A 23,229-nucleotide genomic window follows, 5' to 3' on the forward strand; every position below is an offset into this window, starting at 1 on the left:
CTTTCCTCGTCAGGCAAAGACGCTCACGCTTCGATCGTCCCATCGCGCACGACCCTCGCTCCCAGCCACGGGACCGATCTCCGCCGCGGCCCGACGGTGGTCCGGCGCCTTGTCACGCCATGTCGCGCCTTGCCGGCCCTGATCGGTGCGCTCTCGTCCATGCGCCTGGACATCGACCTGGAACCGGCCGATGTCCAATCCCTGGCTGTTGAGGGTCGTTTCCAATCGGCCTTGGTGGCGCGCCAAGAAGTCCTGCACGTCGGCTCGCTCCGTCGTCACCTTCGCATAGACCGTGTGCTCGGCCACCGTCACCTGCATCCGCACCGTGCCGAGGTCCGCCGGCTCGATTTCCAGGTGAATGGTAGCCGGCTGAGCGCGCCCGGACGCGACCTCCACGGGGTCACCGGCGGGTGCGGGGCCGGCGGTTTCCGCTGCCCGCGAGGCACCCTGGCGGACGAACTGAAACGGCGCAGCCGGAGGCACCTCGCTGATCGCCTCGGCCGGCATTCTTCCGGCGTCATGGAACGCACCCGCCTGTCCGCGTCCTCCTTCCCGCTCTGTCCCGGGCTTGCTCGATCCATCACCGCTGGGAACCACGTCAGGCGGTCGACCCGCCTGGTTCTCGTCAACGAAGAGGCGCGTCAGAGCCTCCACCGGCGCCGCGGCCTCCACCTCGGCTTCTCCAAGCGGTGGGACCATGGCCTTCGGCTCCGGCGCAGGCGGCCGTGGCGCCGTCCGGTCGACATCGGTCATACGCGGCGGGACCATGTGTTCGCCCATGACTGGCTCCACGCCCCTTGTCGGATCGCTCACAGCCGGCGTCGGCGTCATCATCGCGCCCACGTCCCACTTGGTATCCCTGTGACGTTCTGCAGCCCGTGGAGCCGGCGCATGGACGTCGGTTCCCTCCAACGGGGCCGGCAGCGGACCGACCACCGGCCACGGGGAGCCGGGCGGAAGGGGTTGGACGAGGGCCGCCGGCAGAGCAGCCGATTGGACCAGCGATGCGAGCACCCTATCAGGCGACTCATGAGAGGACTCGTCCGCGACTGATTCTTGGGCCGGCGCGGGCATGACCGCTTCGTCATCAACAGGCTCGAGGTCGACATGGCGACCCGTTTCCGACGAAGCCATCCCGTTGTCGGTACTGAGCGACTCGACCGGCGCGGGCTCGGTCACGAACACCAAGAGTTGAACCAGCTCGGCAAAGCCGACCTGCGCCGGCGTGCCGACATTGGCTGGCTTCACCAGCAGCCGGTCCTGCTCGGGCGACTCGGCAATGATGAGGGCGGTGTCCATGTCGCTCCGGACGACTCAAGGATCGTGCCATGGCACCCTGCGGGCAGGATTCAAGGAATCAAGGGCTTCGAACTTCAACGGAGGCGCTCAGATGGCAAGAGTTGCCGGACGGGCGGCAAAAGAGGACGGTCACGAATGCCACAGGAGAGACGGCCCAGAACAGATGAGGCTAGCGGGCCGCGCGGCCCTCCTTCGACGCAGGCGGGGCCAGGTACAGGGCGGTCAACTTGGCGGCCTTCTCGGGTTGGACCTGGGCAAGGATCGCCCCGGCGGTCTTGCCCTTCACGGCGCGCAGGACTTGCAACGCCAAGTCGGTCGGCATGCGCCCGATGCGGTCGGCCGCCTCTTCCGCCGGCATCGTTTCATAGATTTTCGCCACCGCCTGAGCATTGGCGAGTGCCGTACTCTGGCGGGCCTGCGCCAGCTTCTTCTGAGCCGCCTCCTGGGCCGCCTGGGCGGCCTTGGTCGCCTGCTCGTAGCGATCGACGAGCGCCGCGATCTCCTGCCTCAAGACCGCCAGTCGAGCCTCCGCGGTTCGGACCGCTTCCTCCCGGCGTTCGAGCGCCCGCTGGCGCTGCGCCAGCATGTCCAAAATTTCTTGCGGCGTCTCGAGGGCCGGCCCTTGGAGCCGGGGCCGTTCTTCAGCAGGCCCGGGGCCATCCGTATCCAGCGGCCGAGTCGGCCCGTCGGGGGCCGCGGGACTGCCCGCCCACGAGCCGAGCCCCGCCATCACGACGTACCCGACGACGGAGAGCGCGGCGATGCTCCACGCCAACCACGGAACGGCACGATGCCGCGCAATCCATCCGGCGCCCGGTGCCCGCACCCCATGTCTCACGTGCTCACACGTCACGGCATCCATCGCCGGCACTGTCGTCGGGTGGGAGCCCCGGCCGTATCCGCCGCAGGAACCGGATCCCGGCTGCCTCGTCCAGCGCGTGCTGCTCCGCTCGATTGGCGAGCAGGCGGCGCGTCCGCCCCTGCCGCTCCTCGAGCAATTCGATCTTTCGGCGCTCTCGTGCCGCTTCGATCAGGTCCGTCCGCTTGGCCTCCCATTCGGCCAGCACCCCGTTGATTCGGGCCTCGGCCCGTTGCGCCGCCCCTAACGCGGCTGCCACCGCCTCGTAGCTCGTGTGCATGTCCACCGGAGAGAGTCCGGCGGCCATCGATTCCTCATGACGCCGAGCGGCCGTGTCCGCCTGATCCTCGAGACGCCGTCTCTGCTCGGCCGCCTCCTTCACGGCGGCTTCCAACCGCGCCACCTCGGTTCGCAGCACGTCCTCGAGCTGTCGCCGATAGCTGCGCAATGCCGCCAGATTCACCTTCTCGGTCATGCCCCGATCTCGGCCAGCTTGAGCAGGCGATCCACCGAATCCGCCAGCCCCGTGGACTCCGATGCCTCCTGCCGCACGTAGGCGCTGATCGCCTCGTGCGCCCTTACCGCCCGATCCACCGTGGCGCTCGCTCCCGGCTTGTACGCCCCTAAATTGATCAGGTCTTCGGTCCGCCGATAGGTCGCCAGGAGCTCCACCACCGCCCGGGCGGCGGCATGGTGCGCCGGCGTGACGACGTCGCGCATCACCCGGCTCGTGCTCTGCAGGATGTCGATCGCCGGAAAGTGATTGCGGGCGACGAGCTCGCGGGACAGGACGATATGCCCGTCCAGGATCGCCCGGGCCGAGTCGGCGACCGGGTCCGACAGATCGTCGCCTTCGACCAGAATCGTGTACATGCCGGTCACCGAGCCCGCACCGTCACACGTCCCGACCCGCTCGAGGAGCTTCGGCAAGAGCGCGAAGACGGACGGCGTGTAGCCTTTCGTCGTGGGCGGCTCGCCGATCGCGAGCCCCACCTCGCGTTGGCCGTGCGCAAACCGGGTCAGCGAATCCATCAGCAACAGGACGTGCTTGCCTCGGTCCCGAAAGTATTCCGCAATCGCCGTCGCGAGAAAGGCTCCGCGGATCCGCACGAGCGGCGGCTGATCGGAGGTGGCGGCGATGACGACCGACCGCGCGAGGCCCTGAGGCGTGAGGTCCCGCTCCAGGAACTCTTTCACCTCACGACCGCGCTCGCCGATCAACGCGATCACGTTCACATCGGCCGTCGCATTTCGGGTGATCATGCCGAGCAGGACGCTCTTGCCCACCCCGGAGCCGGCGAACATCCCGATCTTCTGCCCGATCCCGCACGTCAGCAGACCGTTGATCGCCCGCACCCCGACGTCGAAGGGTTGGCTGATCCGCCTCCGCCGGAGCGGATTGATCGGATCCGCATACAAGGGATAGACGGCGTCGCCCCGTATGGGGGCGCGTCCGTCCAGCGGCGCGCCCAGCCCATCCAGCACGCGCCCGAGGAGCTCGTCTCCGACGGGCACCGAGGCTTGGCGACCGCTCATGATCAGCCGGCTCCTCGAGCCGATGCCGCGCATTTCGCCCAGCGGCATCAGCAGAAGCCGATCGTCTCGAAAGCCGACGACCTCCGCCGGCACCCGGCTCTCCCCGTCTTCCCGCACGATCTCGCCCATGTCGCCGATGGCGGTCACCGGACCGTACCCTTCGATCACGGTTCCAAGCGCCTGGGTGATCCGGCCGGCGACGGCGACCGGGTCGATCCGCTCGAGCAGATCATCCGGCCTCATGCAGCCGTCCTTTCATCGCCTCACCGAGCCGCTGCACCTGGGAATCGAGCGTGGCGTCGACGAAGCGGGTCGGGGTCTCGAGCCGGCAGCCGCCGCGCGCGATGCTCGCCTCGCCCTCGATCCTCACGCTCACCGTCCGCTCGAACACCTCGAGCAGATGCGGCCGCATCTGCTCGAGCAGCGCGACGTCGTCCGGATGCACGCGCACGACGACCGCCGCGGCATCGGCCACCCGGCTCAAGGCCTCACGGACTTGCGCGACGATCAGCTCCGGCTTCCGTTCAACGGCCTCCCGCAAGATCTTGCCCGCGAACGCCATGGCGAGCTCAACCACCTGATCGGCGGCGCGCTCCACGACGTCTGTCCGGGCGCGTTCGAATTCCCGGATCACGGCCGCCAGGACCGCCTGCTGCCGCTCGAGCCGGGACTGGCGCTCGGCCGCACGCCGTTCTCCTTCGGCCAGTCCCCGTTCGTACGCGGCCGCCTCGTTCCGGGAGGACTCGATGAGGCCGTGCGGCGGGGATGACGGCGCGGCCTCGAGCTCTTCGAGCTGAAAGCCCTGCAGCCGAACGCCGCCGCTCTTGAGCACCGCCTGCTTCAGCACACCGTTTTCGCGGCGCAGTCGTTCGAGCTCTTGGGTCCGTTTCACGAGCAGGACGGCCTGCTCCGGCTCGAACGGCTTGACCAGGATGTCGGCGGCCCCGCTCTTCATGGCTTTCACCGCGAGATCGACCGTGCCGAATCCCGTCATGATCAAGCCGACGAGGCGGGGATCGTCCTTCACCGCGCCTTCGAGCAGCGCAATCCCGTCGACGTCGGGCAGCCGAAAATCGGTCAGGAGGACCTGCACCGGCCGTTGCTCGAGGACGCGCCGGGCGGAGCGGCCGTCCCCCACCGCCGTGACCTCGAACCCTTCGGCCCGCAGGGCGCCGGCCAGGAGCGCGGTGATGCTCGGGTCGTCCTCGGCGATGAGCACGTGGGTGGGAGGACTCCCGAGGTCCGCCGACCAGGCGGCGGCCGCGGGCCGCACGGCGCCGCTCATACCATCACCTCGCCCTCTCCGCTGATCACGATCCTGCCCTCCTCCTCCAACCGGCGGCACGTCTTCAGGATATTTTGCTGGGCCTTCTCGGCATCGCTGAGCTTGATCGGGCCGCGCGCCTCCATGTCCTCCCGCAGCATCTCGGCCGCCCGACTCGACATGTTCTTGAAGACCTTCTGGACCACGTCGGGATTGGCCGCCTTGAGCGCGAGCGGCAGCTCTTCCTTGCTGACTTCCTTGAGCAGCTCCTGCATGCCGCGGTCATCGAGCTTGATCAGATCGTCGAAGACGAACATCAGGGACCGGATCGTGTCGGCCAGCGCCGGATCGCGCTCGGTCAGCTTCGACATGATCGAGCCCTCGGTCGTCTTGTCCATCCGGGTCATGATCTCCGCCATGACCTTGGCCCCCCCGATGCTCAGCGCCCGCGGCCCGCTGTTCCCCCGCAAGGCCTCCTGCAGCGCGTCGCTCAGGTGCTGCAGCATTTCCGGCTGCACCTCCTCCATGGTGGCCAACCGCAGGGCCACATCGGCGCGCAACGCGTCCGGCAAGGCGCTCAGCACGTGGCTGCTTTGCTCAGGGTCCAAATGGGCGAGGACCACGGCGATCGTTTGGGGATGCTCGACCTTGACGAGCTGAGAGACGGCGCGCGGGTCGAGCCATTTCAACGTTTCGATGCCCGGGTAGGTCATCGACGTGAACGAGTCCATGATCTGGGCCGCCTTGTCCGGCCCGAGCGCCTTGCTGAGGATCGTCTTGATGTATTCCTTGCCCTCGAAGCTGATCGTGCCCTGGTCCGCCACCGCCTGGAATTCCTGCATCACCTCGGCTTCCTGCTCGCGGGTGATGTTGGAGATTTCCGTCATGTACACGCCGACCTTGCGGATGTCCTTCGGCTCCAAGTGCCGCATCACGGCCGCTGCGGCGTCTTCGCCGATGGCCCGCAACAGGATCGCCGCCTTCTCTTCACCGCTCAGCTTACTGTTCGCCATTGCCCTAACCGCCGGATTTCAACCACTGCTTGACGACCAAGGCGGTGGACTCGGGATCGCTCTTGGCCAGTTGGATGACTTTGGTTTGCGGGAGCGAGGCCACCTCCGCTCCGTACGCGGCGCCCGATGTGCCGGCCTCGGGGGGAGGCGCAGGCCTCGGCGCCGGCGTCGTCAGCGTCGCGATGAGCGGCCGGACGACGAACAGGAGGAACAGCACGAACAGCGCGCCCCCCACGCCGTACCGCACATAGGGGCTCCAGCTCATGGCGGCGGGCTCGTCCGACGGGGTCCCGGCGCCCGCCTCCGCTTCGAGACCGAACTGCACGTTGACCACCTCGACCTCGTCCTGACGCTCCGCCGAATACCCCATCGCCTTCTTGACGATCTCCTCGATCCGCTTCATCTCGGCGTCACTGCGCGGGATGTACTTTCGCGGCGTCTCGGCGGCCGCCGCGGCCGTCTCGCCCTCTTTGGCCGGCTCGTAGGTCCCGTCCACGAGGACGGCCACCGAGAGCTTTTTGATCGTGCCGATCGGTTCGATGATCTTCGAGACCGTGCGGCTGATCTCATAGTTGACGATTTCGTTCTTGTTCACACTGCTCGTCGTGCTGGTCGGTCCGGTCTCCGGCGCTTCCCCGGGCGGGACGTTCGACGCCACGCCGGGGACCCCGCCGCTCACGCCGTTCGTCCCGCTCGACTTCTCTTGCGTCCGCTGCTCGCTCCGCGCCACCTGTCCGTTGGGATCGTACCGCTCCTCCGTCAATTCCACCTGGCGGAAGTCGAGCAGACTCGACACCCGCACGACCGCCTTGTTGATGCCGACGATGCGCTCGAGCATCGTCTGGATCCGGGTTTCGATGTCTTTCTCGAGCGTCCGCTGGTGCTCCATCTGCGACCCGGTGAGACGCCCCGGGCCTTCTCCGCCGCCGTCGGACAGGAGCCGGCCGTGCCCGTCGACGACCGTGACGTTCCCGGGTTGAAGCCCTTCCACGCTGCTCGCGACCAAGTGGATGACGCCCTGCACCTGGCTCTTGCTGAGGCTGCTGTTGCCCCGCAGCGACACCACGACCGACGCGCGTGCCCGATCCTGTTCGGTGCTGAACAGCCGACGTTCGGGCACGGCGAGATGCACCCGGGCGCGGGCGACTTCTGGCATTTGCGCGATCGTCCGGGCGAGCTCTCCTTGGAGCGCCCGGCGATAGTTGAGCTTCTGCACGAATTCCGACATCCCGAGGGTCGAGCGGTCGAAAATCTCGAACCCCACTCCGCCTCCGTGGGGGAGCCCCTGTCCGGCCAGCAGCAACCGGAGATCGTGCACCTGGGCGTCGGGCACGAGGATGGAGGCACCGCCGGGCCCGAGCTGATACGGCACTTTGGCCTCCTTCAACTTCTCGACGATGGCGCCGGCATCCTCGGGCGCCAGATTCGCGAACAGGACCTGCAGCTCGGGCTGTTGCGTCCAGAGCGCGATCGAGACCAGCCCGGCCGTGGCCGCGGCAAGCGCGAGGAGGATCCCAAGACGCGTCATGATGGGCAGGGTTTGAAATTTGGTCAGCATCGTTGCATTCGTTACTTCCGTTAGGTCCGTTAGGTCGGTTGGTCAGTTAAGACACGCTAATCCTATTCTGTTGGTTATACTCCTCCACGGACTGAACTGACTAAACGGACGAAACGGACTGAACGTCCTCACCTACACCTGCATCCGCTGGATGTCCTCGTAGGCGGAGACGAGCTTGTTCCGGACCTGCATCATGAGCTGAAAGGAGACATCGGCTTTTTGCAAGGCCACCATCATCTGATGCACGTTCTGATGCTCGCCGCTCACGAACCCATCCACGGTCCGGCTGGCTTCGAGTTGGACGTCGTTCACCTGGGCGATCGCCTCCTTCAGCGACCCCCAGAAGCCTCCGGCCCCCTGATCACCCGGCACCGTTCCGCCGCTCGCCGCCGTGCCGGCCGCCTCACGCGCTTCCCGGCCGGCCGCCGCTCCGATCCTCAGGTCGTCCATGCTCGCCTCCTATCGACCGATGTCCAGGGCTCGATTCCACATGGCCCGCGCCGCGTTGATCGCCTGGACGTTCGCCTCGAACGCGCGCGACGCCGAAATCATGTTCGTCATCTCTTCCATCACGTTGACGTTCGGCATCTGCACATACCCCTTGGCGTCCGCATCTGGATGCTTGGGGTCGTAGACTGTCTGCCCGGGCTTTCCGTCGACCACGACGCGGGCCACCTTGACACCCTCCAGCCCCGGCGCGCTGAGATGCCGGCTCGAGACCCGCAGCGCCCGTTGGAACAGGGACGGCACCGGCGACGGTTCGAAGACGACCTCGCGCCGCTTATACGGGCCCCCTTCGGGCGAATGGGTCGACTGCGCATTCGCCAAATTGCTCGAGATGACGTTCAAACGCCGCCGGTGCGCATCGAGCGCCGACGTAGAAATCGCAAGCGATTCACTGATATCCATAGGGCCTCCTCTTCTTGAAGAAGGTTCAGGTTGAGGTTCAGGTTGAGGTTAAGGTCGAGAGGCAGGAGAGGAGTGTTCCCTCGCCCTGACCTTGCCTCTGGTTCGTTTACTCAACCTAAACCTCAGCCTTAACCTCTCCTCTCATCGCGCATCGCGGATCACGCTCAGGAGCTGGCGGAAGCGGAGCGCGATGACGCTTGCCTGGGTGTTGTACTGCATGGCATTGTCCATCAGCTTCGCCATCTCGACGTCCAGATTGACCGAGTTCGCATCGAGGGGGAGCTCGGCGCTCGGGACCTCCGCGATGCGGCCGCCGGCTTCCCGCACCCCGTCGACCCGGCCGACCACATGGCGCGGGTTCGTCACCCTGACCTGCACCCCTCCATTCCCCTTCGTCGCCGAGGACAAGGCGTCCCGAAACTCCAGCTCTCGGGCGCGATACCCCGGGGTTTCTTCGTTCGCGATGTTCGACGCGATGACTCGGTGCCGCGCGCCACGGAGATCCATCGCCCGTTCCAGCAGGCCCATCGTCTTGTCGAAGATCGTCATCGTCCGCGCTCCTCCGGTGATTCCGAGGCCGCGCTAGGCAAAAATTGCCCGGCGCCGGCACGCTCCGGCACGGCCGAGGCTCACCGCTCCACCCTGGCGGGATCGACGGGCTCGCCCAGCCCATTCGCTAACTGCCGGTACTCACGCAGCTTGTTGCGTAGGGTCCGAATACTGATGCCCAGTGCCTTGGCCGCATGGGTGCGATTGCCCTTCACCCGGTCCAGCGTTTTCATGATCAATTCCCGTTCCATCTCCCACAGGGACCCCGTTGCGGTGAGATCGGCTCCGGCCGGCGCCGTCGTCCTCGGGGTCCGCACGAGGTCGTCGCCGGGGAAGTGCTGCGGCTCGATGATCGCGCCGTTGGCGAGCAGCACGGCCCGCTCCACGGCGTTCTCCAGCTCGCGCACGTTTCCCTTCCACGGCCGCTGTTCGAGCAGGGCCAAGGCGGCCTCGGACAGCCTCGTCGCGTGAAGGCCGTTTCTGGCCGCCGACGTCCGCACGAAATGCTTCGCCAACACGGCGATGTCGGCCGGACGCTCGCGGAGCGGCGGCACGACGATCGGGAAGACGTTCAAACGATAATAGAGATCCTCCCGAAAGCGCCCTTGTTCCACCTCATAGCGCAACGATCGGTTCGTCGTCGCGACCACGCGAATGTTGACGTGGACCGGCTCCCGCCCGCCGATCCGGTCCACCTCCCGTTCCTGGAGCACGCGCAGCAGCTTGGCTTGAAGCCCCAAATTCATCTCGCTGATCTCATCCAGCAACAGCGTCCCCTGATGGGCCATTTCGAACTTTCCGATCTTTCGGACGAGCGCCCCGGTAAAAGCCCCGCGCTCATGACCAAAGAGCTCGCTTTCGAGCAAACCGTCCGGAAGCGCCGCGCAGTTCACCGCGATGAATGGCCGATGGGCACGGGGACTGCGGGAATGGATGAATCGCGCGAGGAGCTCCTTTCCCGTGCCGCTCTCCCCCTGAATCAACACGGTCGCCTGGCTGGCGGCCACACCCTCGGCGAGCGCGAGCACACGGTCCATCGTCGGGTCCTCGCTCAGGATCGGGCGCGTGACGGCGGGGTCTCCATCGAACGCCGCCGGCACCGGCGAGGCGGCCTCGAGATTGTTGAGCACGTGTTCGAGTTGTTCCGCGGCGAACGGTTTCAGCAGATAGTCGCTCGCCCCGTGTTTCATCGCCTCCACCGCGGTTTCGACCGTCCCATAGGCCGTCATCACGACCACGAGGGTGTGCGGCGAGCGCTTCTTGATCTCCTTCAGGACATCAAGCCCCCCGAGGCGGGGCATCTTCAGATCGGTCAACACCAACCACGGCTTGACGAGCGCCAGTTGATCCAAGGCTTCCTGCCCGTTGCCGGCCTCCACCACCCCGTATCCGCTTCGCCGCAACGACTCGGTCAGCGCCACCCGCATGGACGACTCGTCATCGACGACGAGCACCGCACGGGTATCCGAGGCCGCACCGTCAAGCGAACGACTGGACAACGCCGCATTCATGAGCCCTCCTCTCTCAATCCGCCTTCGCCCGCTCCGTCCAGGGAGGCGACCCGCCCGCCCTCGGGCGCGCCGGCAACAGCATCGTCACCGTCGTCCCGTGTCCGAGCGCGCTGTCGATCTCGACACGGCCGTGGTGTGCGTCGACGATCGCGTGAACGATCGCGAGCCCCAGGCCGGTCCCCTCCTCGCGCGTCGTGAAAAAGGGATCGAAGATCCGCGTTCGATGGGCCGGATCGATGCCAACCCCCGTGTCGGCCACCGCGATCCGGATCAACCCCTCCTCCACGCTCTCTCCCGTGACCTCGATCGAGAGGACCCCGCCCTCCGGCATGGCCTGCGCGGCATTCGTGCACACGTTGAGAAGGGCCTGTTTGAAGGGGCCGACATCGCACCAGATGGCGGTCACCGCCGGATCGATGCGCACGCGCGTGGAGATCGGGGCCCGGGCGATCTCATGGGACGCCAGCATGAGCACCTCCTCGAGGATCCGGGCCACCGGATGCCAGCCGGCCCGCGAGCAGTCCGGCCTCGCGTAGGCCAACAGATTGGCCAGCAAGCGGTCCATGGCGCGCACGGCCACCGAGATGTGCTCGGCATAGCGGCGGTGCGTCGGATCATGGGCCAGGTCCTTGCGGAGCATCGAGGCGAAGAGCTCAACGCTCCCGAGCGGATTCCGAATCTCATGCGCGATCCGGCCGACCATTTCACCCATGGCGGCCAGCCGGTCGCGCCGCTGCACACGCTCCTCCAACGTGCGGAGACGCGAGACATCCTGCAGCAGCAGGATGTCCCCCGCCGGACTTCCGGAGGCGTCGAGCAACACGGCCCGCGACACCGCCAATGAAACGCCGGCAGGAGCGCGCACCGGGTAGCGGTCGATGTCGAGTCGCATCCGAGCCAGGACCTGTTCCAGCCGTTCCCCCACCAATTCGCCTCGCGCGACGCTCAGGAGGCGTTCGGCCGCTTTGTTGCATCGGGTGATGATCCCGGCGGCGGCGACGATCACCCCCGTCGACAGCGACTCGAGGATCGCCGTGAGATGCGCCTTGATTTCCTCGTTCTCTTTCAGGTTCGCACGGAGGGCCTCGTTCGTCGCGGCCAATTCGAGATCGAGCTGCTCGACCCGCGCCGTCAGCGCACGGTAGGACTCCTGCAGCGTCTCGGCGGCCTCATCAAAGCTCCGGAACGCATCGTGCAGCAAGCCCATCGGCGACTCTTCAGCCGGTCGTCGCGGCATCATGGTTCTCCCCCCGCCCTCGTCGCCGGCGTCTCGTCGAGGAGGATTGCCCCCACGCGCCGGACGAGTTCATCCTGCGTCGTGTCACGCAACTGCGTGAGCATGCGGCGGCGCTCGCGCGCGCGCCGCTCCCGCTCGTGGAGCATGGCGGCTCGAAGCAGCGCCCAGTCGACGTCCTCCGGCGCACCGCCTCCATCGACGACCCGGCGATACTGCTCGAGCGCCCGATCGAACCGGCCGGCTTGGCCGAGGAGGTCGGCATACTCCAGCCGTTGTCCCGCCGTCCGCAGGCCTCCAGCCTTCTCGGCCTCGACCACCGCCTTCAACGCCGCCGCGACGTCCCCCTTCCGGCGTTGGGCGCGCGCAAGACGAAGCAAGAGCCCGGGCCGATCGGGATGGGCCTGGGACCGAGCCGCCCGCTCCCACTGTCCCACGATTCGGATCACGCCCGGCGCGTCGCCTTGCCGTTCGAGGATGACCGCCAAATGCTTCAGCGCCTCAGCCTTCCCTCGGCCCGCGGGATATTGCAACAGATAGCGCTCGAAGACCCGCCTCGCCGCCGGCAGGTCGTCCTGCTCGACATAGGTGTGCCCGAGACCGAGGAGGGCCCGCTCGCGAAGGACATCGGGCACCGACTGGGCCAGCAGGGCCTGATACAGCTTGACCGCCTGCGGAGAGAACCCCGCGCGGCGGTGCGCATCGGCCACCCACAGCAGCAGATCGGTCCCGGCATAGAGCGCCTCGGCCGACGGCCCGTGGCGATGAAACAAGGCGACGGCCGCCAGGTCGTCATGGGCCTGTAGCGCGGCGTGGATCCATGGGCTCAAGAGCGCAACCAGGCGCCCGCGGGCGGCGGCTGGCCAGGGATCGCCGGGAACGGCCCCGCCGCGGGTACTGAGCTCGCGGTAGACCTGTACCGCATCGAGCGGGCGACCGGCCGCCTCCAGCGACTCACCGAGGTGAAACAGCGCTTCGCTCCCCACCTCCAACGTGTCGTACGTCTTCGCCACCGCCCGGAAAATGGCTTCCTGTTCACCGGCATCGTAGACGGGCGCGGCCGTTGTTTCGAACAGACCCTGTACGGCCAGTCGAAGGGTTGACGAGGGATCGCGGGCGACCAGGTCGCGCCCCAATTCGGCCAGGCGCATCCGCGCCACGGTCTCGCCGGGCGTCCCCCGATACCGCGTGAACACTTCGCCGTAGAACACCCGGGCCGGGCCGCTGAGCCCCACCGCACGCCACCCGTCGGCGATTTTGATCAAGCTCATCGCGGCCTGCGGATGCGTGGGGTAGAGGTTGCTGAAGAGGCCGTAGAGAGCGCGCGCGGCCGCGCCATCGCCGCTCTGGGCTTTCGCCTCCGCCATGGCGAGCAACGAGTGAGGGCGGTACCGCACCAGGGCCGGCCACCGGGCCATGGCATCGTCGTACACCGCCAGCGCGTCCGGGAGCCGCCGTTGTGCATAGAAGGCGTCGCCCCGGCTGAAGGCCGCGTGGGCAAGGAGCTCCGAGTCGTCCGTTGCGGTCTTGATGCGGTCGAGGATCTGCTCGGCTTCTTTCCATGCCTCCTGCTTCATCAAGACAACACCGATGCCCAGGAGTGCACGGCCGGCATCCGATGGGCTCTCGGCCAGCGCCTGCTCATAGGCCGCCTTGGCCTCCATCAACCAGCCGATCTCGGCAAACAAATCCCCGATTCGCCAGCGGGCGCGGCCGGCGTCCGGCGTGTTCCGCTCGTCCCTCACGATCGCTCGATAGCGATCGATCGCCTCGCGCCGGTGCTGGTCGCTGCCGCCGAGCGCGATGATCTCGGCAAGAAAAGCACGGGCAGGAGCAGCCAGCGGATCGGCGGGATGGTGTGCGACCACCGCCTGGAAACGCGTCTGCGCGACCGCCAGGTTGTGCTCTCGATAGGCAAGGAGCCCCTCTGTGAACGGCTCGGCGCCCGGGCCTTGTATCGGCCGTTCATAGCGGGGGCCGGCATCGGGCAATGGAGTGGACGCCCCTGCGGCGATGGCCGACCACGGCAACACCGGTAACGGGATCGGCATGGAGGTTGGAGGGGCGGCTACCTGAGCGTCCCCACCTATGGCGTCGATAGAGACGATGAGAAGCGTAAGGGTTGCCGCTGCGAGGAGGTTGGGCATGCACTCGCCGGCCAGCAAGTCCCATGCCTTCGTGGCGGTCGCGCGGAGCCTTCAGATTTCCAAGATCTTCTGTAGCGGAACCATGGTCGGCGGGCACGAAAGCTCAGCGGAGCGTCAAGAGAACGACGAGCCGCCCGGCCACAGTCAAAACGTTGACGAGAGAAGACCTCCGAGGGAAGCGCGCCGCCGGAGTCATTCAGGACGTCGCCGTGAAGAACGAGAAAGGCCGAGCCGGTCGGGAAGAGCGGTCGCCGCAAAGGGCGTGCTGCGCACACGGGCTAGGAAGGATACAGCTCGCCTTGCAGCTTGGCGTCCAGCCCCTTGCGTTTGAGTTTTTCCACCAGGGTGGTCCGGTTGAGGTGGAGCAATTGGGCCGCCTTGCTCGTGACCCCTTTGGCGTGCCGCATGGCTTCGAGAATCAAGCGGCTTTCGTGCCGCTCCAGCTCCTTGACGAGATCGATACCGCTGCCGTTGAAGAGAATAGCACCCTCGGCCTTAGTCGACGGCGGCGGAAGCGTGCGAAGGATCTTTTCAGGAAGATCCCGGCACGTGATCGCCCCGGCCTTCTTCAACACGACCAGCCGTTCCACCAAATTCTCGAGCTCCCGGATGTTGCCCGGCCATCCGTAGTGGACCAGATACTCCATGGCTTCCGCGTCCACGCCGGAGACGACCGCCTGTTTCGCCCGATTGAAATGAGCGAGGAAGTGGTCGATCAACAGCGGGATGTCGCTGCGACGCTCGCGCAGCGGCGGCATCGTGATCGGGATCACGTTGAGTCGGTAGAAGAGATCCTTGCGAAATCGCTTCTCCTGAACCGCCTGTTCCAGATCCTGGTTCGTCGCGGCCAAAATCCTGACGTCGACCCCGATGGTTTTGGTCCCTCCGACCCGTTCGAAGCAGCGCTCCTGGAGGACGCGAAGGAGCTTCACCTGCAGCGCCAGGCTCATTTCACCGACTTCGTCGAGGAAGATTGTTCCCCCATGAGCCAGCTCGAACCGCCCCATGCGGGCATGCAGGGCTCCGGTAAACGCACCCTTCTCATGCCCGAACAGCTCGGATTCGAGGAGGTTTTCCGGAATCGCCGCACAGTTCACCGGAACGAGTGGCTGGTCCCGCCGCGAGCTGTTGTAATGAATCGTCCTGGCGATCAGCTCCTTCCCCGTTCCGCTCTCGCCGAGGATCAAGACGGTGCTGTCGCTGTCCGCCACTTTGTCAATGAACTCGAGCACACCCTGCATCGCCTCGCTCGTACCGACGAGATGTTCCGTCCGATACTGATCTCGGACCGCCTTTCGGAGGAGGAGATTCTCCTGCCGCAGCCGTTGAAATTCGAGCGCCTTCTTGACGACGATCGTGACGGCGTCCGCGTCGAACGGCTTGGTGATAAAATCAAACGCCCCGGCCTTCATCGCCTTCACCGCAGCATCGATGGTCCCGAACCCCGTCATCACGATGCCGACGATCTTTGCGTCGAGCTGGCTGATGCGCTCGAGCAGGAGCAGCCCGTCCATGCAGGGGAGGCGAAGGTCAGTGATCACCAGGTGAACGACGGTGTCCTTCACGGTTTGGATGGCCGTGGGCGCATCCGGCGCCGTCGTCACCTGGTACCCCTCCTCGACCAGTAGTTCCTTGAGCACCTCCCGCACGTGGAGATCATCATCGACGACGATGATATGGGCCTGACTGATCAGCATGGCCGTGTACGCTCCTTGGTTAGCATGTCCGAATGATGCCGGCTGGCGGCGACGAACCCGTGGAGCCTCGTGCATAAGGATAGCCGTCCCCCGATGATTGCAGTAGAGACGGTCGCGATCTCTTGTGCGACTTTCTGCCCTATCGTGATAGGGGCGAATGGCCCTAGCCCGCTGAGGCTTCCAGGGAGGTCGGCGACGCGGATGACGGGAGGAGGACGTACGGAGAGGGGCTGGAGCAGCCGCTCGACTAGGAGATGGACAAGGCGGTCGTAGGCGACTCGGCCAGGTGTTGCAGAGCGGAACCCTCACGGCGACGGCAAGCGACCCGCCACCACCTCGACCCGCTCCAAATAGCGCGAAAGGGCATCGACTTGCCCCAGGATCGCCGATGAATCGGTACGCTTGGCCGCTTCTTCGATTTCACCGCCGATGAGGGTGATTTCATCGAATCCGTAGCCTCCGCCGCACCCCTTCATGCTGTGGCCCAACCGTCGTGCCGTTTCGAAATCCCGCCGGTGCACGGCTTCGCGGAGCGACCGAATGTCATTGCGACGGTTCTGGAGGAACGTCGGAATTAAATCCAGGAGCTCATGATCGACCTGGACGCGGATGCGTCCGTCGGCCTCATCCCTGCTCATCGCGTGACCTCACGTCGGGTATACCGGTCCAGCGCCGCCAGGAGCGTCGCCCTCTTGATGGGTTTCGTCAAGTGGGCCGAGCAGCCTGCGGCCCGACTCTTCTCTTCGTCTTCACGGCGTGCCTGGGCGGTCAACGCGATGATGGGAATCGCCGGACCGCCGCGACGCCCCTCCCACTCGCGGATCGTCTTGGTCGCCGCATAGCCGTCCATCACCGGCATGTGCACATCCATCAGGATCAGGTCAAAATCGCCCGTCGTACACTTCTCCACCGCGATCGCTCCGTTTTCCGCGATCTCCACCTCATGGGGGGTTGATTTCAGATACGCCAGGATCAGGGCGCGGTTGTCGGGCGAGTCCTCGACCAAGAGAATCTGCAAGCCGCCTTCGGCCGCACGGTCCGGAAGGAGCACGGGATCATGCGGGTCGGTTGCCGGGCTGGAGACGACGACCTTGGCGGCGGCGGCGAGCTCGGACAGATCGATCGGCTTCATCAGCCAGCCGCCGAGCCCCAGGCGGCGGCATCGGGCGATATCGCCGCTCCGTCCGTTCTCCGCGAGCAACATCAGGATCCGTTCGGGACGACCGGTCATCCGCGACAGTTCCTCGGCCACCTGAAATCCACCGCCGCCGGCCAATCGAGCGCTGACGAGCACGAGGTCGAAGCCGGCCTCCTTCCACCCGCCGCCTCCGATGGTCCGCAACGCCTCATCACGGCCGGCCGCTTCGCGCACCACGGCGCCGCACTCGTTCAGCGCCTCGTGCAGCCTGCTCCGGGTGCCGGCGTCATCCTCGACGATGAGGAGACGGAGGCCGGCGAGCGGGCCGGGTACCGCCGCGCTCCCAGGAACGAGCGGCGGTCCCGGGGCAAGACCCACCGTGAAATAGAAGCGGCTCCCGATGCCGGGTTCACTTTCGACCCAAATCCGGCCGGCCATCAACTCCACCAGCCGCTTCGCGATCGATAGGCCCAGCCCGGTCCCGCCATACTGCCGGGTGGTCGAGGAGTCGGCCTGGATGAAGCTCTCGAAGATGACACCTTGCTTGTCCGCCGGAATGCCGATCCCCGTGTCCTCGACCATGAAGGAAAGCCGGCAGGCCCCTCCATTCTGGTTCGGGAGCGGCTCGGCTCGTGTGGCTCCTTCTGCCGTCCGCTCCTGTCGATCCTCCACATCGATCGCGACGGTGACCCGACCGCGCGCCGTGAACTTCACGGCGTTCCCGATGAGGTTCACCAAGATCTGCCGCAGTCGATGCGGATCGCCGACGACGTGGACGGGGACCGAGGGCGATCTTCGGAAGCTCAGTTCCAGGCCCTTCTCTTGAGCGCGCGTCGCGAACAGATCCAGGCAGCCGCGTACCAGATCGCCGAGATCGAACGAAATCGATTCGAGCGTCACCTCGCCCGCTTCGATCTTGGAGACGTCGAGGATTTCGTTGATGAGCACCAGCAAGGCGCTCCCCGCGCGCCGAATCACTTGAAGATGATCCCTCTGTTCAGGCGCCAGCGTGGTCTCTGCCAGGAGGTCGGCCATGCCGAGGATGGAATTCATCGGCGTCCGGATTTCATGGCTCATGTTGGCCAGAAACTCGCTTTTCGCGCGATTCGCCGCCTCCGCGGCCTCTTTCGCGCCGTGCAATTCTTCCAACGCCCGGCTCGCGCGAAGCATGTAACGCACGCGGTGCCCCAGGATGATCGCATTGATGGGCTTCGTAATGAAATCGGTCGCCCCCGCTTCATACGCCCGGCTGATGGAGTCGAAATCATCCAGCGCGGTGACCATGACGACCGGCGTCCGTTCGCCGCCGGGAAGCCGACGCAACTCGGCGCACGCCTGGAAGCCGTCCATGACCGGCATCATCACGTCCATCAAGACGATGTCGGCGCGGTGCTCGCGGAACGCCGCCAGGGCCTGCTCCCCGTCCTCGGCCTCGTGGACGACGAGACCGGCCTGCTCGAGCGCCTCGCGCCCCAACAGCCGCATGACGGGGTCGTCGTCCACGAGCAACGCCCGCAAGATCTTCTCGGCCGTCCCGTTCATGCCCCGATTCGCGCCAGTTCGTCGCTGAGCAGTTGGCGAAAGCGCACATACTCCGCCTCGATCTCCATCAGAAGCGTGTGCGCCTCCTCGAGCGAGCCTGCTCGCCCCATCTGCTCCCCTTCTTTACACAAGCCGGCCAAGCGGAGCGCCCCGAGCGTCGCGCTGCTGGATTTCAACGTGTGGGCGCTGCGGTGGACTCCGGGGGCGTCGCCCGACCCGACGGCGGCGCGCATGGTCTCCAACAACTCCTGGCTCGACGCCAGGTACTTCGTGATGACCTTGGCCAGCAGATCGGGCTGTCCGGGACGTTGGAGCGCACGGATACTTTCCCAGGCGTTCCGATCGAGTGTGGGCGGACGGGACGGGTCGTCCCCTCCTTCGTTTCGCGTCTCCATCGGTTCAGCCGCCGCGGCCGGTGCATCCGCGGCGATCTCGGCGCCGGGCACGGGGGACGGCGTCGACGTCCGCCCGATCGCCACCCACCTGGACAGGATCGCACGCAGCTCACCCTGAGTGAACGGTTTACTGAGATAGTCATCCATGCCGGCAGCCAGGCATCGCTCTCGATCTCCGGCCACGGCATGGGCCGTGAGCGCGACGATGGGCAGCCGGGCGCCCATCGTCGCGGCAGCCTCTCGCTGGCGGATGCGGCGCGTCGCTTCGAACCCGTCCATTTCGGGCATCTGGCAGTCCATCAGCACGAGGTCGTAGGTCTGCCGCTCCAACGCGGCCACGACTTCCCGGCCGGTCGTCGCCACGTCGACCCGGCAGCCCAGGGTCTCGAGCATGCCCACCGCCACTTCCTGGTTCACCGGGCTGTCTTCGGCCAGCAAGACATGACCGGGGTGCAGCCGCAGATCGGATTTCGTCGCCTGACCGTCGTGTATCGCCGCCTGCTCTTCACGCGACCCGGCCATGACCGTCGCGATGCAATCATACAGGCGAGACTGGCGAAACGGCTTCGTCAGAACGGCGTCAGCCCCAGCCCGTCGCAAGGCATCGGGGTCTTCATCCGGGCACACCGCCGCGAATACCAGTATGCGCAGCCCCGTCAGCAGTCGGTCCGCCCGTATCGCACGCACGAGGGCGACGACCCCCATATCGGGGAGCTGCGCGTCCAGGAGGACCAGGTCGTACCCCGTCCCGCGCGACGCCTTGTGGCGGAGAAAGGCCAACGCGTCGCCCCCCGACTCCGCGGTCCCCGGGTGCATGCGCCAGGCCTTCAACTGATGCTCGACAATGCTCCGCATCGTCGGGTTCGGATCGACGACCAGCACCCGCAGGCCTTCCAGCTCATACCGCTTGGGGCTGGCGACCCAGGCCGCATCATCGGGACACTTCAAGCAGGCGGTGACGGTGAACGTCGATCCTTGTCCCAGCCGGCTTTCCACCTCGACCGTGCCCTCCATCATCTCCACGAGTTGCTTGACGATCGCCAGCCCCAGCCCGGTTCCTCCGTACTTCCGCGTGGTGGACCCGTCGGCCTGTGCAAACGGCTCGAACAGCCTCGGTCGCGCCGTCGGGGCGATGCCGATCCCGGTGTCGCTCACGGCGACACGCAGCCGAAAGGCCTGCGCCCCCCCGCGCTCATCCGACACCGTGCTTACCGTGGAGTCCGGCGCCACCGCTTCCCCGCCGACGCGCACGATCACTTCGCCCTCTTCAGTGAACTTGATGGCGTTGCTCACCAAATTGATCAGGATCTGACGTAAACGGCCGGCGTCTCCGTGCAACACGAGCGGCACTGTCTGCGCGATCTCACATGCGAGCGTCAGCCCTTTCCCTTGCGCACGCTCGGCGACCAGATCGATCACTTCCTCGATGGTTTCCCGCACGTCGAAGTCGTCCTGGTCGAGCACGAGCTTGCCGGCCTCCGCCTTGGAGAAGTCCAAGATCTCATTCACGATTCGCAGCAGGTTCTGACCGGACTGGCGGACCGTTTCGGCGAACCGCCGCTGTTTGGCCGTCAACGTGGTCGCCAGCAACAGGTCGACCATCCCCAAGACTCCGTTCATGGGCGTCCGAATTTCGTGGCTCATGTTCGCGAGGAATTGCGACTTGGCCCGGCTTGCGGTTTCAGCGGCTTGCTTCGCCCGTTTCAGCTCTTCTTCCGCCCGTTTTCGATCGGTGATGTCCTGAATGAACGCGGCGTACAGCGGCGCCTCATCGACGATCGTCCCACTCATCGCGACTTCGACGGGGAAGAGTGCGCCGTCGGGGCGCCTTCCCAGCCCCTCGGTGCGTCGCTCCACGCGAGCGTCACGAGGAATCGCCGGGAGCACGTCGGCGTCGTCACCGTCGATGACCAGTACCAGGCCGATCGGTTGCCCGATCGCGTCCGCCCTGCGCCGGCCGAACATGACCTCCGCACGGGGATTCCAGCCCGTGATCCTGCCCTGTCCATCACTGGTGACGACTGCATCGAGCGCACTGTCCAGGATGAGCCGCGTGCGGGCTTCACGCTCTCTCACATCCGACTGTGCCGCTTCGTTGGCCCGCCAATAGACCAAGAGCGCCGCGCATTCGGCGAGGATGAACACTGCGTGCACGAGCGCCCATCGCCAGGGATGGGCCGCGGCGTCCGCATGGTTGTATACGAATTCCGGGGCCAGCATTCCGACCACGCCGTGGTCCAGCACCAGGAGCAGCAACGCAAGCAGAAACGCCGTCCAATCCTGATACAGCGCGATCACCGCCATCACCACGAAGAAATGGAAGTGCATCTCGATGTAGCCCCCGGACAGATGGACGAGCAGGGCGGCCGACGCCACGAGACCCGCCGTCGTCAGACAGGACCGGAGCCTGCGCGGCAGTGCTGCCAGCCCCGCCAGCACGGCCATGAAGGCCACGCCGGTGGCGGCGGCCACACTGAGTCGAATGGAGTTGTTCAGGAGCCAGCCGAAGACAGGGATGCCGATGACGTGGAGCCACAGGGCGATCACGATCCCGCGGTGTCGGCGGCGCCAGACGTGGTCCGGCAGCGCCCCGCCATCACCTGCGAGGAGCGGCACAACGCCGTGCCACGATGTTGATGAAGCTCGGATGCCTCGGTCCTGGTGCTCCACACTAGACATAGGGATCAGCTTTCAAGAACCCGTTCGAAACTCCAGCGCGACCGGCCCGGCTGCACGGCATCGGCCGTCGACCACTCGGGCAAACATACGGGCTGTTTCGAGGCATGGCTCGAGCGTTGAATGCGCGAAAGGCATCCCTGAACCGGCACACCTGGTTCATTTCGATGGATGTCCGCGGCGGAGCACGATCACAGTCAATGTCGGCCGTCGGTTCGAGAAACTTGAAGCGCCAGCGGAGGGCTGCGTCCCTCATCCACGCGACATCCGGCTGGGCGGACAAGAACAGAACCCCATCAACAGACAACGACCATCAACGGCGAAAGACGCGAACACGAGGACGCCGGCTTATCGGCCTGAGCTCTGAGGGCATGGTCGACGGGGAGAACCGGCAATGAGCCGCCGTCTGGACAGGGGACCTACGTGCGGATCGGCTGGAATACCTCGTGGATTTTCTGCTCCAGGGCTTGCACGGTAAACGGCTTCGCCAGAACGGTCATGCCCTCCTGCAAGGCCGCCTGGCTAAGCAGATCCTCCTCTCTCTCGCCGGACATCAAGATGGTCCGCATCGCCGGATAGCGGGAAGAAAGTCGACGAGCCAGTTCGCGGCCGCGCACGTGAGGCACGGCCACGCCGGTCAACAGCAGCGCCACTTGACCGGCATGGCGGTCGCAGAGAGCAAGGGCCGCTTGGCCGTCCGTCGCTTCCAAGACTTCGAACCCGGCCAGGCGCAGGGCTTCTCGCACGACGCCTCTCACCGCCGGATCGTCGTCGACGACGAGACCGATCGGGATCGGGTGCGTGCTCACCATGGGTCGGATGGTGGCTCCCACGGCGGTCGCCGTCACCGCCTGAGCCATGGCCTCGGAGGATCGTCCTCCATCGCGGCCGAATGCAAGGAGCTCATGGGTCAGGGCGGCGCACCGCGTGCACGCGTGCTTGATCTCTTCGGCATGGCGACGGAGGGGGCTGTCATCCGACAACTGCCGGCTCAGCAGATCGCTACGGCCGGCAATCCCCGTCAGAAGGTTGTTGAGGTCATGGGCCACTCGGCCCGCCAGCCGCCCGACAGTCGCCAGGTTCAACGCCTGCTGGAGCTCCGCCTCGAGCCGCCGAGCGGCTGTGATATCCCGGGCGATCATGAGCACGGACAGCGGCTTGCCCTGCACGTCGCCGAACGGCACCGCCTTCGCGTCCACCCAGCGCGATTGCCGACGGCCTGTTTCGAGTCGGAATTGGAGGGCTCCCGCTCGCCCCGCGAGGACTCCCTCGGCCATCCGAGAAAACCTCTCACGGTCCTCCTCTGCGATCAGGGGTAGAATCGAATGCCCGATCACGTCGGCTTCAGCCGCCGCGTCGAGCATGACGAAACCGGCCGGATTGATTTCTTGGATCAGCCCTTCACGATCCACGACCATCACGCAGGCCGGATCATGCGTCAGGATCGCCCGCAACCAATGGTCGCTGCGATGGAGCGCCTCCTCCGCCCGCTTGCGCTCGGTGATGTCGCGGGCCACCACCACGACGCTCGTGACGGATCCTGCCGCATCGCGGGCCACACTGCCCTGAGATTCGATCACCCGCACCCGGGCATCGGGCAAGACCAGGCGGTACTCCGCCCGCTTCCCGATCCCCGTGCGGATCGTCTCGGTAAAGAGCGCCCGCATGCGGTCTCGATCGTGCGGATGCACTTCACGGAACGCGTCCGTGCCGAGGAGCGACTCGGAGGTTCCCAATATGGCCCGATAGGCGTGATTGCAGAAGATGCGACGCCCGGCTGGATCGAGCACCTCGACCAGATCGGTCGTCGTGTCCAGGATCAACCGGAGCAGCTCATCGCGGGCAGGCAGCATCTCGTCTCGTCCGTGATCATTGGAAGCGGCTCCGAGCGAGGGTTTCCCC

At 66.2% G+C, this 23,229-nt stretch carries 18 protein-coding genes; all 18 read right to left on the reverse strand.

All coding sequences use genetic code 11. The features are described from left to right. Positions 1–9 precede the first annotated feature (9 nt). Entirely contained in the window at positions 10–1,299 is a 1,290-nt protein-coding gene (locus ACWHYV_RS13795) for a flagellar hook-length control protein FliK (RefSeq protein ID WP_447977069.1), read from the reverse strand. A 169-nt stretch (positions 1,300–1,468) separates the two neighbouring features. Beyond that, positions 1,469–2,152, reverse strand: coding sequence for a MotE family protein (locus tag ACWHYV_RS13800; RefSeq protein WP_447977070.1), 684 nt, complete (start codon positions 2,150–2,152; stop codon positions 1,469–1,471). Beyond that, positions 2,142–2,633: a flagellar export protein FliJ gene (gene fliJ / locus ACWHYV_RS13805; RefSeq protein WP_447977071.1), complete on the reverse strand. Its 492-nt coding sequence runs from the start codon at positions 2,631–2,633 to the stop codon at positions 2,142–2,144. The genes ACWHYV_RS13800 and fliJ overlap by 11 nt, the downstream gene beginning before the upstream one ends. Continuing rightward, a complete protein-coding gene (locus ACWHYV_RS13810; protein ID WP_447977072.1) occupies positions 2,630–3,937 on the reverse strand; it encodes a FliI/YscN family ATPase in 1,308 nt (435 codons plus the stop codon). The genes fliJ and ACWHYV_RS13810 overlap by 4 nt, the downstream gene beginning before the upstream one ends. After that, positions 3,924–4,979, reverse strand: a complete 1,056-nt coding sequence (locus ACWHYV_RS13815) for a FliH/SctL family protein (RefSeq protein WP_447977073.1) — start codon at positions 4,977–4,979, stop codon at positions 3,924–3,926. Before ACWHYV_RS13815 ends, ACWHYV_RS13810 begins: the two co-directional genes overlap by 14 nt. Further along, positions 4,976–5,971, reverse strand: a complete 996-nt coding sequence (fliG, locus tag ACWHYV_RS13820) for a flagellar motor switch protein FliG (RefSeq protein ID WP_447977074.1) — start codon at positions 5,969–5,971, stop codon at positions 4,976–4,978. Before fliG ends, ACWHYV_RS13815 begins: the two co-directional genes overlap by 4 nt. A gap of 4 nt (positions 5,972–5,975) precedes the next feature. Next, positions 5,976–7,529, reverse strand: a complete 1,554-nt coding sequence (gene fliF, locus ACWHYV_RS13825; RefSeq protein WP_447977075.1) for a flagellar basal-body MS-ring/collar protein FliF — start codon at positions 7,527–7,529, stop codon at positions 5,976–5,978. Positions 7,530–7,661: 132 nt separating this feature from the next. Beyond that, complete coding sequence (fliE, locus tag ACWHYV_RS13830) at positions 7,662–7,979, reverse strand: flagellar hook-basal body complex protein FliE (protein ID WP_447977076.1); 318 nt, start codon at positions 7,977–7,979, stop codon at positions 7,662–7,664. Between the two features lie 9 nt (positions 7,980–7,988). Further along, on the reverse strand, positions 7,989–8,438 hold the full coding sequence (gene flgC, locus ACWHYV_RS13835) for a flagellar basal body rod protein FlgC (protein ID WP_447977077.1): 450 nt from the start codon (positions 8,436–8,438) through the stop codon (positions 7,989–7,991). 141 nt (positions 8,439–8,579) lie between these two features. After that, positions 8,580–8,987, reverse strand: a complete 408-nt coding sequence (flgB, locus tag ACWHYV_RS13840) for a flagellar basal body rod protein FlgB (RefSeq protein WP_447977078.1) — start codon at positions 8,985–8,987, stop codon at positions 8,580–8,582. Between the two features lie 80 nt (positions 8,988–9,067). Beyond that, complete coding sequence (locus tag ACWHYV_RS13845; protein ID WP_447977079.1) at positions 9,068–10,498, reverse strand: sigma-54-dependent transcriptional regulator; 1,431 nt, start codon at positions 10,496–10,498, stop codon at positions 9,068–9,070. A 13-nt stretch (positions 10,499–10,511) separates the two neighbouring features. After that, a complete protein-coding gene (locus tag ACWHYV_RS13850) occupies positions 10,512–11,738 on the reverse strand; it encodes a two-component system sensor histidine kinase NtrB (protein WP_447977080.1) in 1,227 nt (408 codons plus the stop codon). Continuing rightward, the gene (locus tag ACWHYV_RS13855; protein WP_447977081.1) at positions 11,735–13,783 is read right to left on the reverse strand and encodes a tetratricopeptide repeat protein; all 2,049 of its coding nucleotides are present in this window, start codon (positions 13,781–13,783) and stop codon (positions 11,735–11,737) included. Before ACWHYV_RS13855 ends, ACWHYV_RS13850 begins: the two co-directional genes overlap by 4 nt. Positions 13,784–14,157: 374 nt before the next feature. Beyond that, positions 14,158–15,576, reverse strand: a complete 1,419-nt coding sequence (locus ACWHYV_RS13860; RefSeq protein ID WP_447977082.1) for a sigma-54-dependent transcriptional regulator — start codon at positions 15,574–15,576, stop codon at positions 14,158–14,160. 305 nt (positions 15,577–15,881) lie between these two features. Further along, positions 15,882–16,214, reverse strand: a complete 333-nt coding sequence (locus tag ACWHYV_RS13865; protein WP_447977083.1) for an Hpt domain-containing protein — start codon at positions 16,212–16,214, stop codon at positions 15,882–15,884. Next, entirely contained in the window at positions 16,211–18,256 is a 2,046-nt protein-coding gene (locus tag ACWHYV_RS13870) for a response regulator (protein ID WP_447977084.1), read from the reverse strand. The genes ACWHYV_RS13865 and ACWHYV_RS13870 overlap by 4 nt, the downstream gene beginning before the upstream one ends. After that, positions 18,253–21,267 carry a response regulator gene (locus ACWHYV_RS13875; protein ID WP_447977085.1) on the reverse strand — a complete coding sequence of 1,005 codons (3,015 nt, stop codon included), beginning with the start codon at positions 21,265–21,267 and terminating at the stop codon, positions 18,253–18,255. Before ACWHYV_RS13875 ends, ACWHYV_RS13870 begins: the two co-directional genes overlap by 4 nt. A 479-nt stretch (positions 21,268–21,746) precedes the next feature. Further along, a complete protein-coding gene (locus ACWHYV_RS13880; protein WP_447977086.1) occupies positions 21,747–23,180 on the reverse strand; it encodes a PAS domain S-box protein in 1,434 nt (477 codons plus the stop codon). Between the last annotated feature and the right edge of the window lie 49 nt (positions 23,181–23,229).

Source organism: Candidatus Nitrospira bockiana (assembly GCF_965152565.1).